The organism is Streptomyces sp. DH41, from assembly GCF_029813785.1.
GTDB lineage: Bacteria > Actinomycetota > Actinomycetes > Streptomycetales > Streptomycetaceae > Streptomyces.
The window spans coordinates 19,820-32,795 of the sequence record NZ_JARVKY010000045.1 but is presented as its reverse complement, the minus strand read 5'-3'; the positions used below and the strand labels follow the sequence as shown (position 1 = coordinate 32,795).

At 71.2% G+C, this 12,976-nt stretch carries 12 protein-coding genes; all 12 read right to left on the bottom strand.

What is annotated here, in order from left to right; translation table 11 throughout:
- Nucleotides 1-158 precede the first annotated feature (158 nt).
- Nucleotides 159-593, bottom strand: a complete 435-nt coding sequence (gene nusB, locus QC283_RS38285) for a transcription antitermination factor NusB (RefSeq protein WP_279566407.1) — start codon at nucleotides 591-593, stop codon at nucleotides 159-161.
- 2 nt (nucleotides 594-595) lie between these two features.
- Nucleotides 596-1,162 (bottom strand): elongation factor P, encoded by a 567-nt coding sequence (gene efp, locus QC283_RS38280; protein ID WP_279566406.1) that lies wholly within the window; start codon nucleotides 1,160-1,162, stop codon nucleotides 596-598.
- A gap of 68 nt (nucleotides 1,163-1,230) precedes the next feature.
- On the bottom strand, nucleotides 1,231-2,340 hold the full coding sequence (locus tag QC283_RS38275) for an aminopeptidase P family protein (protein ID WP_279566405.1): 1,110 nt from the start codon (nucleotides 2,338-2,340) through the stop codon (nucleotides 1,231-1,233).
- Between the two features lie 203 nt (nucleotides 2,341-2,543).
- Complete coding sequence (locus tag QC283_RS38270; RefSeq protein WP_279566404.1) at nucleotides 2,544-3,482, bottom strand: Pro-rich N-terminal domain-containing protein; 939 nt, start codon at nucleotides 3,480-3,482, stop codon at nucleotides 2,544-2,546.
- A 198-nt stretch (nucleotides 3,483-3,680) separates the two neighbouring features.
- Complete coding sequence (gene aroB, locus QC283_RS38265) at nucleotides 3,681-4,772, bottom strand: 3-dehydroquinate synthase (protein WP_279566403.1); 1,092 nt, start codon at nucleotides 4,770-4,772, stop codon at nucleotides 3,681-3,683.
- The gene (locus QC283_RS38260; protein WP_279566402.1) at nucleotides 4,769-5,287 is read right to left on the bottom strand and encodes a shikimate kinase; all 519 of its coding nucleotides are present in this window, start codon (nucleotides 5,285-5,287) and stop codon (nucleotides 4,769-4,771) included. Before QC283_RS38260 ends, aroB begins: the two co-directional genes overlap by 4 nt.
- Nucleotides 5,284-6,468 (bottom strand): chorismate synthase, encoded by a 1,185-nt coding sequence (aroC, locus tag QC283_RS38255; RefSeq protein ID WP_279566401.1) that lies wholly within the window; start codon nucleotides 6,466-6,468, stop codon nucleotides 5,284-5,286. Before aroC ends, QC283_RS38260 begins: the two co-directional genes overlap by 4 nt.
- Before the next feature lie 208 nt (nucleotides 6,469-6,676).
- Complete coding sequence (locus QC283_RS38250) at nucleotides 6,677-7,516, bottom strand: shikimate dehydrogenase (protein ID WP_279566400.1); 840 nt, start codon at nucleotides 7,514-7,516, stop codon at nucleotides 6,677-6,679.
- Entirely contained in the window at nucleotides 7,497-9,293 is a 1,797-nt protein-coding gene (mltG, locus tag QC283_RS38245; protein ID WP_279566399.1) for an endolytic transglycosylase MltG, read from the bottom strand. Before mltG ends, QC283_RS38250 begins: the two co-directional genes overlap by 20 nt.
- A gap of 129 nt (nucleotides 9,294-9,422) precedes the next feature.
- Nucleotides 9,423-9,914 carry a Holliday junction resolvase RuvX gene (ruvX, locus tag QC283_RS38240; RefSeq protein ID WP_279566398.1) on the bottom strand — a complete coding sequence of 164 codons (492 nt, stop codon included), beginning with the start codon at nucleotides 9,912-9,914 and terminating at the stop codon, nucleotides 9,423-9,425.
- Nucleotides 9,915-9,922: 8 nt separating this feature from the next.
- Nucleotides 9,923-12,595 carry an alanine--tRNA ligase gene (gene alaS, locus QC283_RS38235; protein WP_279566397.1) on the bottom strand — a complete coding sequence of 891 codons (2,673 nt, stop codon included), beginning with the start codon at nucleotides 12,593-12,595 and terminating at the stop codon, nucleotides 9,923-9,925.
- Nucleotides 12,595-12,969, bottom strand: a complete 375-nt coding sequence (locus tag QC283_RS38230; RefSeq protein ID WP_279566396.1) for a hypothetical protein — start codon at nucleotides 12,967-12,969, stop codon at nucleotides 12,595-12,597. Before QC283_RS38230 ends, alaS begins: the two co-directional genes overlap by 1 nt.
- Between the last annotated feature and the right edge of the window lie 7 nt (nucleotides 12,970-12,976).

Below are 12,976 nucleotides of genomic sequence, written 5' to 3'. Positions count from 1 at the left end.
GTTCCGGCCACCCCCGGCGGCTTTCCTGTGTGCCTCGCGTGCCACTCGCGTGCCTCGTGTACCAGGAGGCACGCAGACCGACGCGCCGGAGGGCCCGCAGCGCGCCTGCTGCGGGCCCTCCGGCGTGGTGGCTCTCTGTCGGGGCTCTCGGGCCGCTCTCAGCTCTCGTCGCGACGCAGCGAGGGCTTGAGCTCCTTCAGCCGGCCGAGCAGGCCGTTGACGAACGCGGGCGACTCGTCCGTGGAGAACTCCTTCGCCAGCTGCACCATCTCATCCAGGACGACGGCGTCCGGGGTCGCGTCGACCCACATCAGCTCGTACGCGCCCAGACGCAGGACGTTGCGGTCGACGACCGGCATGCGGTCGAGCGTCCAGCCGACCGAGTACTGGGCGATGAGCTCGTCGATGCGCTCGGCGCGCTCGGCGTAGCCCTCGACCAGCTCCATCGTGTACTCGCTCACCGGCGGCTGCCGGGTGTCGGACCGGGAATGCCGGACCCAGTCGGCGAGGACCGTCAGGACGTCGGCGCCTCGCTGATCACCCTCGAAGAGGATCTGGAAGGCGCGCTTGCGGGCCGTGTTGCGGGCAGCCACGGTTAGCTGTTCACCCGGCCGAGGTAGTCGCTCGAGCGGGTGTCGACCTTGATCTTCTCACCGGTGGTGATGAAGAGCGGGACCTGGATCTGGTAGCCGGTCTCCAGCGTGGCGGGCTTGGTGCCGCCGGTGGAGCGGTCACCCTGGACGCCGGGCTCGGTCTCCTGGATCGTCAGCTCGACGGCGGCGGGCAGCTCGACGAAGAGCACCTCGCCCTCGTGCTGGGCGACGGTGGCGGTGAAGCCCTCGATCAGGAAGTTGGCGGCGTCGCCGACGGCCTTGCGGTCGACGTGCAGCTGGTCGTAGGTCTCCATGTCCATGAAGACGAAGTAGTCGCCGTCCATGTAGGAGAACTGCATGTCACGCTTGTCGACGGTGGCCGTCTCGACCTTGACGCCGGCGTTGAAGGTCTTGTCGACGGTCTTGCCGGAGAGCACGTTCTTCAGCTTGGTGCGCACGAAGGCCGGGCCCTTGCCGGGCTTGACGTGCTGGAACTCGACGACGGACCAGAGCTGGCCGCCTTCGAGCTTGAGCACCATGCCGTTCTTGAGGTCGTTCGTGGAAGCCACGGTTGCGGAATCTCCTGGAATGGACTGACGTGGACGACCTCGGAGCCGGCATGCGCACAGCGCGAAGGCTAGAGCGCGAGCAGCTCCTTGGTCGTGATGGTGAGTAGCTCGGGTCCGCCGTCCGCCTCGGGGCGCACGACGAGCGTGTCATCGATCCGGACCCCGCCCCGGCCCGGGAGGTGGACCCCCGGTTCGACGGTGACCGGCACACAAGCGTCCAGTTTACCCATGGCCGCAGGGGCCAACTGCGGGTCCTCGTCGATTTCCAGTCCGACACCGTGACCGGTGAGGGTCGGAAGGTTCTCCGCGTACCCGGCCGAGTCCAGTGCCTGGCGGGCGGCGCGGTCCACATCGCGGCAGGCGGCGCCCGGTGCGAGGGCCTCCCGGCCGGCCCGCTGGGCGGAGAAGACGAGGTCGTACAGCTCGATCTGCCAGTCGGCCGGCGAGGTGCCGATGACGAACGTGCGGCCGATCTCGCAGCGGTAGCCGCGGTAGGTGGCGCCCAGGCAGACGGAGAGGAAGTCGCCCTCCTCCACGCGCCGGTCGGTGGGCCGGTGGCCGCGGCGCCCCGAGTTCGGCCCGGTGCCGACGGAGGTGGAAAAGGCGGGACCGTCGGCGCCGTGGTCGACCAGCCGGCGCTCCAGCTCCAGGGCGAGGTGCCGCTCGGTGCGGCCGACCAGGATGGATTCCAGGAGTTCGCCGAGGGCCTGGTCGGCGATCTCGGCACCGATGCGCAGGCAGGAGATCTCCTCCTCGTCCTTGACCACCCGGAGCTGCTCGACCGCCTGGCCGAGGTCGGTCAGGCGCAGCCGGGGTGCGACCGAGCGCATGGCGCGGTGCCGGACCACGGTGAGGTGGTGGTCCTCGGCGGCGAGGGACTCGGCGCCCTGGGCCGCGGCGAGGCCGGTGGCCGCGACGGCCGGGTCGCCGCCGGGCCCGGGCAGCGCCCGCACCGGCAGGGAGTCGTCGGGTCGGACGCCGTCCGACCGGCGGTCGTCCCACGGGCCCGAGCAGACCAGCAGATCCTCGGTCTTGCCCAGCAGCAGCACCGCGCCGTGCGGGGCGGCGCCCGCGAGATAGCGCACGTTGGCGGGCCGGGAGACGAGCGCCGCCGCGCTGCCGCCCGCGTTGCAGCGTTCTCGTAGGCGCGTCCGGCGGGCCGCGTACACCTCTGACATGAGCCGAGCGTATGAGCTCCGCTCGGGGGGCGCCGCTCGGGAGACGCCGAGTGGGCGGTGCGCGTGGGTACGCCGGACACGCGGGCCGGGGCGGGGTTTGTCGTGGTACGGCGTCCGACCGCCGGTGGGCGGCTGGGCGCGCCTCGCGGCGGCGCCGCGGGTGGACGCCGCCCCGCGCCCCCGTGTCGGCACGGTGCCCGGCGTCACCAGCTCGGTGGGCTCGCTATGGAGCGAGTCAGGACCTCGTTCAGGACCTGGGCCGTTTCCGGTATGCCGAGCTGGGAGTTGTCGATGATGGGGAGGCCGGAGCCGTACCAGCCGGCCATCCGGCCGTGGATGCGGGCGACCTCCTCGTCGGTGAGCCGCCGGTTGCCGCTGCGTTCGGCGTTGCGCTCCAGGACGATGTCCAGGCCCGGCAGGAGGACGACCGGGAGCAGGCCGGGGCCGACGTGCCGCTTCCAGCCGCCGAGGCCGACGACCGGGCGGTCCGGGAAGACCGCGTCGTCGAGGATGCAGGAGATGCCGTTGGCGAGGAAGTTGCGCGCGGAGAAGCCGCAGGTGCGGCGGGCCAGGCGGTACTGGGCCTCGGAGTGCTCGTTCCACCCGGTCTGGGGGTCGGCGAAGCCGGAACGGACCCATTCGCGGACGTCGTCGAGGCTGATGTGGGCGGTGGGGACCCCGCGGTGGTCGGCCCAGTACTTGGCGACGCTGGTCTTGCCGGCTCCCGCGGGGCCGATGAGCAGCACCGCGAGAGTGGTCGTGGTGGGATCGGGCGCGGCGGCCGTGGCAGGAGGCACGCTCGGCACGGCCACGGGGCCGCCGGGCGGCAGCGGTACATGACCGGTGGTGTCCGGCGGGGGCGGGACGGGGGCCGCCTGGCGCGGACCCGGGCCCGGAGCCGGGTGTGGGCCCGGAGCCGGTTGTGGGTGCGGGCCCGGTGCCGGTTGCGGGCCCGGTGCCGGGGCCTGCTGGGAGGCCACGGGGTGTGGGGACCGCATGGGGTAGCCCGCCGCCGCGGGCGGCGGTACGGGGGCGGGGCCCTGGTGCGGGCCCGGGTGGTGTGCGGCCGGGGACCAGCCGACGGCCGGTCCGTGCCCCGGCTGATGGGGCGGCGGCAGCGGAGAACCCACTGCGTGCTGCATCCGGTGCCACTCCGTCTCGTACAGGCGATGGGCGCTGACAGCGGGCCGGTACCCGCCCGCTGTCCCCCACAGCCTAAAGGGCGTGGGAGGACCCCCGGCCGAACGGTACCGCCCCCGGTCGTCGTTTGGTGAACGGCCGGGGGCGGTCCGAAGTGCCCGTCGCGCAAGGCGAATCGGACGGAAAGGCGCGTCGGGGTACTACTCGCCCACCTCGCCGTAGGCGGCGAGGAGCACGGCCGGGTCGGGGCCCTCGAGAACGGTGGGCCTGGCGAGGCCGTCCAGGACGATGAAGCGCAGCAGGTCGCCGCGGGACTTCTTGTCGACCTTCATGTTCTCGACGAGCTTGGGCCACTGGTCGTAGCGGTAGTGCAGCGGCAGACCGACCGATTCGAGGATGCTGCGGTGACGGTCGGCGGTGGCGTCGTCCAGGCGACCCGCGAGGCGGCCCAGTTCGGCGGCGAAGTGCATGCCGACGGAGACGGCGGCGCCGTGCCGCCACTTGTAGCGCTCGTTCTTCTCGATGGCGTGGCCGAGCGTGTGGCCGTAGTTGAGGATCTCGCGCAGGTTCGCTTCCTTCAGGTCGGACGAGACGACCTCGGCCTTGACCTTGATGGAGCGCACGATCAGCTCGGCGGTGTGCGGTCCGGCCGGGGTGCGCGCGGCCTGGGGGTCGGACTCGATCAGGTCCAGGATCACCGGGTCGGCGATGAAGCCGGCCTTGATGACCTCGGCGAGCCCGGAGACGTAGTCGTTGACCGGGAGCGAGTCCAGGGCGGCCAGGTCGCACAGGACACCGGCGGGCGGGTGGAAGGAGCCGACGAGGTTCTTGCCCTCGGCGGTGTTGATGCCGGTCTTGCCGCCGACGGCCGCGTCCACCATGGCCAGCACGGTGGTGGGGACGGCGATCCAGCGCACACCGCGCAGCCAGGTCGCGGCCACGAACCCGGCCAGGTCGGTGCTGGCGCCGCCGCCGACGCCGACGATGACGTCGGTACGGGTGAAGCCGGACTGGCCGAGCGCCTTCCAGCAGTAGGCGGCGACCTCGGCGGTCTTCGCCTCCTCGGCGTTGGGCACCTGGATGGCGATCGCCTCGTAGCCCTGCTCGGCGAGGTCGGCGCGCAGCGCGTCGCCGGTCTCGGCGAGGGCCTCCGGGTGGATCACCGCGACCCGCTTGGCCTTCGGGCCGATCAGGGCGCCGAGCTCACCCAGGAGCTGCCGTCCCACCAGGACCTCGTAGGCATCGCTCCCCGCGGTGCCGCCGATCCGGATCCGGGTGACTGCCTCGCTCATGCTTCCTTCAACTCCACTGCGTCCAGGACGGCTTGGGTGACTTCTTCGGGCGTACGGCCGTCCGTGGCGACGACGACCGTGGCGACCTCTTCGTAGAGGCCGCGGCGGGCTTCCATCAGCTCGCGCCACTGCTTGCGCGGGTTGACCGCGAGCAACGGGCGCGCGGCGTTCAGACCGGTGCGCCGGACGGCCTCCTCGACCTCCATCGAGAGGTAGACGACGCGCTGCCCGGCGAGCAGGCCGCGGGTGTCCGGGTCCAGGATCGCGCCGCCGCCGAGGGCGAGGACGCCGTCGTGCCCGGCGAGGGCGGTCCGCACGGACTCCTTCTCCAGAGCCCGGAACACGGACTCGCCCTCGTCGACGAAGATCTCGGCGATGGCCCGTCCCCGCGCGGAGACGATGTCCTCGTCCGTGTCCCGGTATCCGACGCCGAGCCGCTCGGCCAGCAGCTGCCCGACGGTGGACTTGCCGACGCCCATCGGGCCGACCAGGACGACCAACGGGGCCGCGGTCATCGGATGGCCAGGTTGTCGAGGTACGAGGTGACGTTGCGGCGGGTCTCGGTGACGCTGTCGCCGCCGAACTTCTCCGCCACCGCGTCCGCCAGCACCAGGGCGACCATCGCCTCGGCGACGATGCCGGCCGCCGGCACCGCGCACACGTCGGAGCGCTGGTGATGGGCCTGCGTGGCCTCTCCGGTGGCGACGTCCACGGTCGCCAGCGCCCGCGGCACGGTCGCGATGGGCTTCATCGCCGCCTTCACGCGCAGCAGCTCGCCGGTGCTCAGACCGCCCTCGGTGCCACCGGAACGGCCCGAGGCGCGCTTGATCCCGTCGGGGCCGGCCAGGATCTCGTCGTGCGCCTGGGAACCGGGCACACGGGCCAGTCCGAAGCCGTCGCCGACCTCCACGCCCTTGATGGCCTGGATGCCCATGAGAGCGGCGGCCAGCCGGGCGTCCAGCCGGCGGTCCCAGTGCACGTGGGAGCCGAGCCCGACCGGGACGTCGTACGCCAGCACCTCGACCACGCCACCGAGGGTGTCGCCGTCCTTGTGGGCCTGGTCGATCTCCGCGACCATCGCCTTCGAGGCGTCCGCGTCCAGGCAGCGCACCGGGTCGGCGTCCAGCCTCTCCACGTCGGCGGGGGTCGGGTACACCCCGTACGGCGCCTTGGCGGCCGCCAGTTCGACGACGTGGCTGACGATCTCGATGCCGGCCGTCTCCTTCAGGTACGACCGCGCCACGGCGCCCAGGGCCACCCGGGCGGCCGTCTCCCGCGCGGAGGCGCGCTCCAGGATCGGCCGGGCCTCGTCGAAGCCGTACTTCTGCATGCCGGCGAGGTCTGCGTGGCCGGGGCGGGGGCGGGTCAGCGGTGCGTTGCGGGCCAGGCCGGCCAGCACCTCCGGATCCACCGGATCGGCCGCCATGACCTGCTCCCACTTGGGCCACTCGGTGTTGCCGACCATGACCGCGACCGGGGAACCGAGGGTGAGCCCGTGCCGGACACCGCCGAGGAACGTGACCTCGTCCCGCTCGAACTTCATCCGCGCACCGCGACCGTAGCCGAGCCGCCGCCTCGCGAGATGGTCCGCCACCATGTCCGTGGTGATCGGCACGCCGGCGGGCAGACCCTCCAGCGTCGCGACGAGTGCGGGACCGTGGGACTCCCCCGCGGTCAGCCAGCGCAACCTGCTCAACGGTGCTCCTCAGTGCTCGCGCCCCGGTTATGCCCTGCGCACGCGTCTTCTCCGCGTGCGGCGACGGCGTGTCCGGGTGCGCGGGCCCCGGTCCGCCACCTCCGATCCTCCCACGTCCGGGCTTCGGGCCCGGCCGCCGGTCCATCTGGCGGACGGGTGCGCGGACGCCGGCCGATGCCCGGGGCCCGCCGGTCGGGCCCGAGGGACGCTAGCGGTCCGCGAGGACTCGCTCCCCGGCCGTGCGCATGGCGGCGAGCGGGGCCGGGGAGCGTCCCGTCATCTGCTCCACCTGGAGCACCGCCTGGTGCAGCAGCAGGTCGAGCCCGCTGACGACGGCGCCGCCGTACGCCGACCAGCGGGCGGCGAGTGCGGTCGGCCAGGGGTCGTAGAGCACGTCGAAGAGGGTCGCGGGCATCTCCGGGACGGCGGCGGCGAGTGCGTCCGTGGCACCGGACGGGGTGGTGGCCACCACCAACGGGGTGCGCAGGGCCTCCTCGGCGTCCGCCCAGTCCGCGATGCGCACGCCGACGTCCAGCCGTTCGGCCCAGCCCCGCATCTCGGCGGCGCGCGCCCGGCTGCGTACGTAGACGGCGATCTCGCCGGTGCAGATCCGGGCCAGCGCGGCCAGCGCGGAGGACGCGGTGGCACCGGCGCCCAGGACGGCCGCGGTCTCGACCTTCTCGATGCCGTGCTCGCGCAGGGCGGCGACCATGCCCGGGATGTCGGTGTTGTCGCCGGTCCTGCGGCCGTCCTCGCCGATCACCACGGTGTTCACCGCGTCGACGGCGGCCGCCGTCTCGCTGATCCCGTCGAGCAGCGGGATGACCGCCCGCTTGAGCGGCATGGTCAGCGAGAGACCCGCCCACTCGGGGCCCAGCTGCCCGAGGAAACCGGGCAGCGCCTCCTCGTCGACGTCGAAGCGGTCGTACGTCCAGCCCTCCAGACCCAGCTCCGCGTAGGCGGTGCGGTGCAGGACCGGGGAGAGGGAGTGGGCGATCGGGGAGCCGAGGACGGCGGCCCGGCGACGGTCAGTTGCCCGAGCTGGCATCGAACTTGTCCTTCAGCTTCAGGAACTCATCGTGCGTCTTGGCGAACTCCGTCTTGCTCACGCCGTCGGTCGCCACGAAGTACATCCAGCCGTCCTTCGTGGGATCGAGCGCCGCCTTCAGGGCGTCTTCGCCGGGGTTGCCGATGGGTCCGGGCGGCAGACCCTTGTTGGTGTAGGTGTTGTACAGGTCCGGATTGCTGTTGATCTCGGACTCGCTGATGTGGATCTTGCTCTGGCCCATCAGGTAGTTGAAGGTCGAGTCGAACTGAAGTTCCTGGTTGGTCTCGGTGTTGGTGGGCTTGAGCCGGTTGTAGATGACTTCGGACATCATGCGGAAGTCGTCATGCGTCTTGCCCTCCGCCTGCACCAGGCTCGCCACGGTGAGCAGCTGCCACGGTCCGTCGAGGCCGAGACCCTCCGCCTTGGCCTCCAGGCCGATCTCTTCGTACCGCTCGGTAGCCCGCGCCACCATCTGCTTCAGCACTTCCTCGGGCTTCTGGCCCTTGGCCGCCGAGTAGCTCGACGGGTAGAGGAAGCCCTCCAGCGGGTCCTTGACGTTCTCGTGGTTCATCGCCCAGTCGGGCAGGCCGAGGTTCTTCCACTCGGCCTTGGCGACCTTGGCGGTGGTGCCCTCGTCCAGTTCGAGGCGCTTGTCGATGTCCTTGTAGATGCTGGCGTTGCGTTTGCCCTCGGAGATGATCAGGTTGCTGCGGCTCTTGGGATCGAGCAGCATCTCGATGGCGCTCTCGGCCGACATCTCCTTCTGCAGCGTGTACACGCCGTCCTGGATGCTCTTGCCCTGGGGGTTGCTCTGCTGGGCGGCGATGAAGGCGTCGACGCTCTTCACCACGCCCTTGCGCTTGAGCTCCTGGCCGATGACCGAGCCGCCCGCGCCCTTGGGGATCGCGACGTTCACCTGCTCGCCGTTGCCGTCACCCGAGTAGTCCGGGGCCGCGCCGAAACGATCCTGGTAGAACTGGAAGCCGAAATACCCGATTCCCGCCACGCCGCCGCCCAGCACCAGGCAGACCACGAGGCACGCGACTCCGCTGCGGCCCTTCTTGGGTCTGCCGCCCCGGCCCTTGCGGTCCCCCCGCTGCCTGTCGCCCTCGGCGCCGCCCTCTTCCTCGTCGGCGTCGCCGCCCGCGAAGAAGGCGTGTTCCCCCTCGTCGGGGCCGGGGTCCCAGTCGGTGTCCCGCGGTTCGGGCTCGGCACGCCGGCGACCCGGCGGTTCCGGGGGCGGGTACGCCTGTGGGGTGCCGTAGAGGTCGGGCTGCTCGGGACCGTAGGCGGCCTGCTGGCCGTAGGGATCCGACGGGTCGGCGGGGTACTGCGCCTGGGGATTCGCGCCGGCGCCCCAGCCACCGTTGTCATAACCCTGCTGGGGCTGTTGCTGAGACGCGTACCGCTGGTCGTACTGCTGCTCGCCGTACTGGTCGTACTGCGGGTTCTGGTTGTACTGCGGGTCCTGGTCGTACTGCGGCTCGGGGTGCTGCTGACCGTACTGGTCGTACTGCGGGTTCTGGTCGTACTGCGGCTCGGGGTGCTGCTGACCGTACTGGTCGTACTGCGGCTGCTGACCATAGGCGGGCTGGCCACCGTTGCCCCAGTCGCCGTACTGCTGCGACTGCGACTGCTCCGGATACTGCTGCGGCTGGCCGCCGTAGGGGGACTGCTGACCCGCGGGGGCCTGCTGTCCGCCCCATCCGCCGTCCCCGTACAACGGGTCCTCCGGATGCCACGGTTCGGAGCCTGGGCCCCGGCCATACTCAGTCATCGATCCCCTAGAGCCGCGAGGCGACGGGTCCACGCGGCCTGTCATGGAGGGCCGTCTTCCGTTCCGCCTCTTGCTGTGCGGTGGCTGTTCGAATGCCTCCGCATCGCGCGGAACGTTACCGTATCGCGATCAGATGACCACTTCGACGCCCTCACCGGGGGCCCTGCCTGACACCCGTTCGGATTCCAGTGCCTGCTGGAGGATGATCACAGCGGCGGCCTGGTCGATGACGGACCGGCCCTTCTTGGACTTCACTCCCGAGGCGCGCAGCCCCTGACTGGCGGACACCGTCGTCATCCGCTCGTCGACGAGCCTGACCGGCAACGGCGCGATACCGCGGGCCAGCTCCTGGGCGAAGCCCCTGACCTTGACCGCGGCCGGGCCCTCGCCCCCCTTGAGGGAACGAGGGAGACCGACGACGACCTCGATCGGTTCGTACTCCTCGACCAGCTGTCGCAGGCGGCGGTGGGCCGCCGGGATGTCGCGTCCGGGAACGGTCTCCACCGGCGTGGCGAGGATTCCGTCGGGGTCGCAGGAGGCGACCCCGATACGGGCGTCCCCGACGTCGATCGCCAGCCGGCGGCCGCGGCGCATGACCGGGCCGTCCGGCTGGCCGTTCATCGAGTCGCTCACTTGGCGGTGTCCGCCACGAGCCGCTCGACGGCGTCGACGGCGTCACCGATGGCGGCCGGGTTCTGGCCGCCGCCCTGGGCGACGTCCGGCTTGCCGCCACCGCCGCCGCCGAGGGTCTTGGCGGCGGAGCGCACCAGGTCACCGGCCTTGAGACCGCGCTCGCGGGCGGCCTCGTTGGTGGCGATGACGGTGAGGGGCTTGCCGCCCGCCGTGGTGAACAGGGCGACGACCGCGGCCCGGCCGCCCTGGATGCGGCCGCGCACGTCGAGGACCAGCTTGCGCAGGTCATCCGCGGTGGTGCCGTCCGGGACCTGCCCGGTCACCAGGGCCACGCCGCGCACGTCCTTGGCGGAGTCGGCGAGCGAGCCGGCGGCCTGGAGGACCTTCTCGGCGCGGAACTTCTCGATCTCCTTCTCGGCGTCCTTCAGCTTGCCGAGCATGGCGGAGACCTTCTCCGGAAGCTCCTCCGGGCGGCCCTTGATCAGCTCCTGGAGCTGGGCGACGACCGTGTGCTCACGGGCGAGGAAGTTGTAGGCATCCACTCCGACCAGGGCCTCGATACGGCGCACGCCGGAGCCGATGGACGACTCGCCGAGCAGCTTGACCAGGCCGAGCTGGGCGGTGTTGTGCACGTGGGTGCCGCCGCACAGCTCCTTGGAGAAGTCGCCGATGGTCACGACGCGCACGCGCTCGCCGTACTTCTCGCCGAACTCGGCGATGGCGCCCTGCTTCTTGGCCTCGTCGATGCCCATGACATCGGCGCGCACGTCGAGGTCGCGGGCGAGCACCTCGTTGATCTTCTGCTCGACGTCGGTCATCACGGCCGTCGGAACGGCGGACGGCGAGCCGAAGTCGAAGCGGAAGCGGCCGGGCTGGTTCTCGGAACCGGCCTGGGCGGCCGTCGGGCCGAGGGCGTCGCGCAGGGCCTGGTGGGTGAGGTGGGTGGCCGAGTGGGCGCGGGCGATCGCATGACGGCGCCGGTCGTCGATGGAGGCCTGGGCCTTGGCACCGACGGTGACCTCGCCGACCTGGACGACGCCCTTGTGGACGTACACGCCCGGCACCGGCTTCTGGCAGTCGCGGATCTCGATGACGGCACCGGTGTCGACCCTGATACGGCCGGTGTCACCGATCTGGCCGCCGCCCTCGGCGTAGAACGGGGTGCGGTCGAGGACGATCTCGACCTCGTCGCCCTCGGTGGCGGCCGGGGAGGAGGCACCGTCGACGAGGATGCCGACGATCGTGGACTCGCTCTCGGTGTCGCTGTAGCCGACGAAGTCGGTGGCACCGGCCTTGTCGGCGATCTCGCGGTAGGCGCCGGTGCCGGCGTGGCCGGTCTTCTTGGCCTGGGCGTCGGCCTTGGCGCGCTCCCGCTGCTCCTTCATGAGGCGGCGGAACCCGTCCTCGTCCACGGAGAGCCCCTGCTCGGCGGCCATCTCCAGGGTGAGGTCGATCGGGAAGCCCCAGGTGTCGTGGAGCAGGAACGCCTTGTCGCCGGCGAGGACGGCGCCACCGGCGGCCTTGGTGTCGCTGACGGCGGTGTCGAGGATGTTGGTGCCGGCCTTCAGCGTCTTCAGGAAGGCGTTCTCCTCGGCGAGGGCGACCTTCTCGATCCGCTCGCGGTCGGTGATCAGCTCGGGGTACTGCTGCCCCATCATCTCGATCACGACGTCGATCAGGTCCTTGACGACCGGACCGGTGGCGCCGAGCAGCCGCATGTTGCGGATGGCGCGGCGCATGATGCGGCGCAGGACATAGCCGCGGCCCTCGTTGCCGGGGGTGACGCCGTCGCCGATGAGCATCACCGAGGTGCGCATGTGGTCGGTGACCACGCGCAGGGAGACGTCGGAGGCGTGGGCGTCGCCGTAGGCCACGCCGGTCAGGTCGGTGGCCTTCCTGATGACGGCCATGGAGGTGTCGATCTCGTACATGTTCTGCACGCCCTGCAGAATCATGGCGAGCCGCTCCAGGCCGAGCCCGGTGTCGATGTTCTGGCTCGGCAGGTCCCCGAGGATCTCGAAGTCCTCCTTGCCGATGCCCTCGCCCCGCTCGTACTGCATGAAGACGAGGTTCCAGATCTCCACGTACCGCTCGTCGTTGACGGCGGGGCCGCCCTCGGCGCCGAACTCGGGGCCGCGGTCGTAGTTGATCTCGGAGCAGGGGCCGCAGGGGCCGGGGACGCCCATGGACCAGTAGTTGTCCTTCTTGCCGAGCCGCTGGATGCGCTCGGAGGGGACGCCCACGACGTCGTGCCAGATGCGCTCGGCCTCGTCGTCGTCCTTGTAGACGGTGATCCACAGGCGCTCGGGGTCGAGGCCGTAACCGCCCTTGTCCTGGGGGCTGGTGAGCAGCTCCCAGGCGTACTTGATGGCGCCTTCCTTGAAGTAGTCGCCGAAGGAGAAGTTGCCGCACATCTGGAAGAAGGTGCCGTGCCGCGTGGTCTTGCCGACCTCTTCGATGTCCGGCGTGCGCACGCACTTCTGCACGCTCGTGGCGCGGTCGAAGGGCGGCTTGACCTCACCCAGGAAGTAGGGCTTGAAGGGCACCATGCCGGCCGGGACCAGCAGCAGAGTCGGGTCGTCCGCGATGAGCGACGCCGAAGGGACGACGGTGTGACCGCGCTCCTCGAAGAAGCTCAACCAGCGGCGACGAATCTCGGCCGACTCCATCAGTGGTCCTCATTCCGGTTGTACGAGTACGTCGTCCTGTCGACGTACGTCGGGTTGCTGCGGTTCTCGATCTTCCCGGTGCCGCGGTTCTCGATGGCGGTGTACCGCCGGGGTGCGGGGAGTTCACCGTCGACGGGGGCGTTCAGCCCGAGCGCGTCGTCCAGTTCGGCCTCCCGCTGGGCCATGTTGTCGCGCACGTCGACCGCGAAGCCCACCGCGCGCTCCTTGAGCCGGGTGCCCGCGTCGAGCGCCTTGTTGGCCGCGGTCGCGGCGAGACTCTCGGGGGTCAGCTGCCTGAGCTTCCGGTTGACCTTGGTGGTGGCCCACACACCGGCGGCGACGCCGGTGCCGAACCAGAACGTACGGCGGAACATCGCTGGA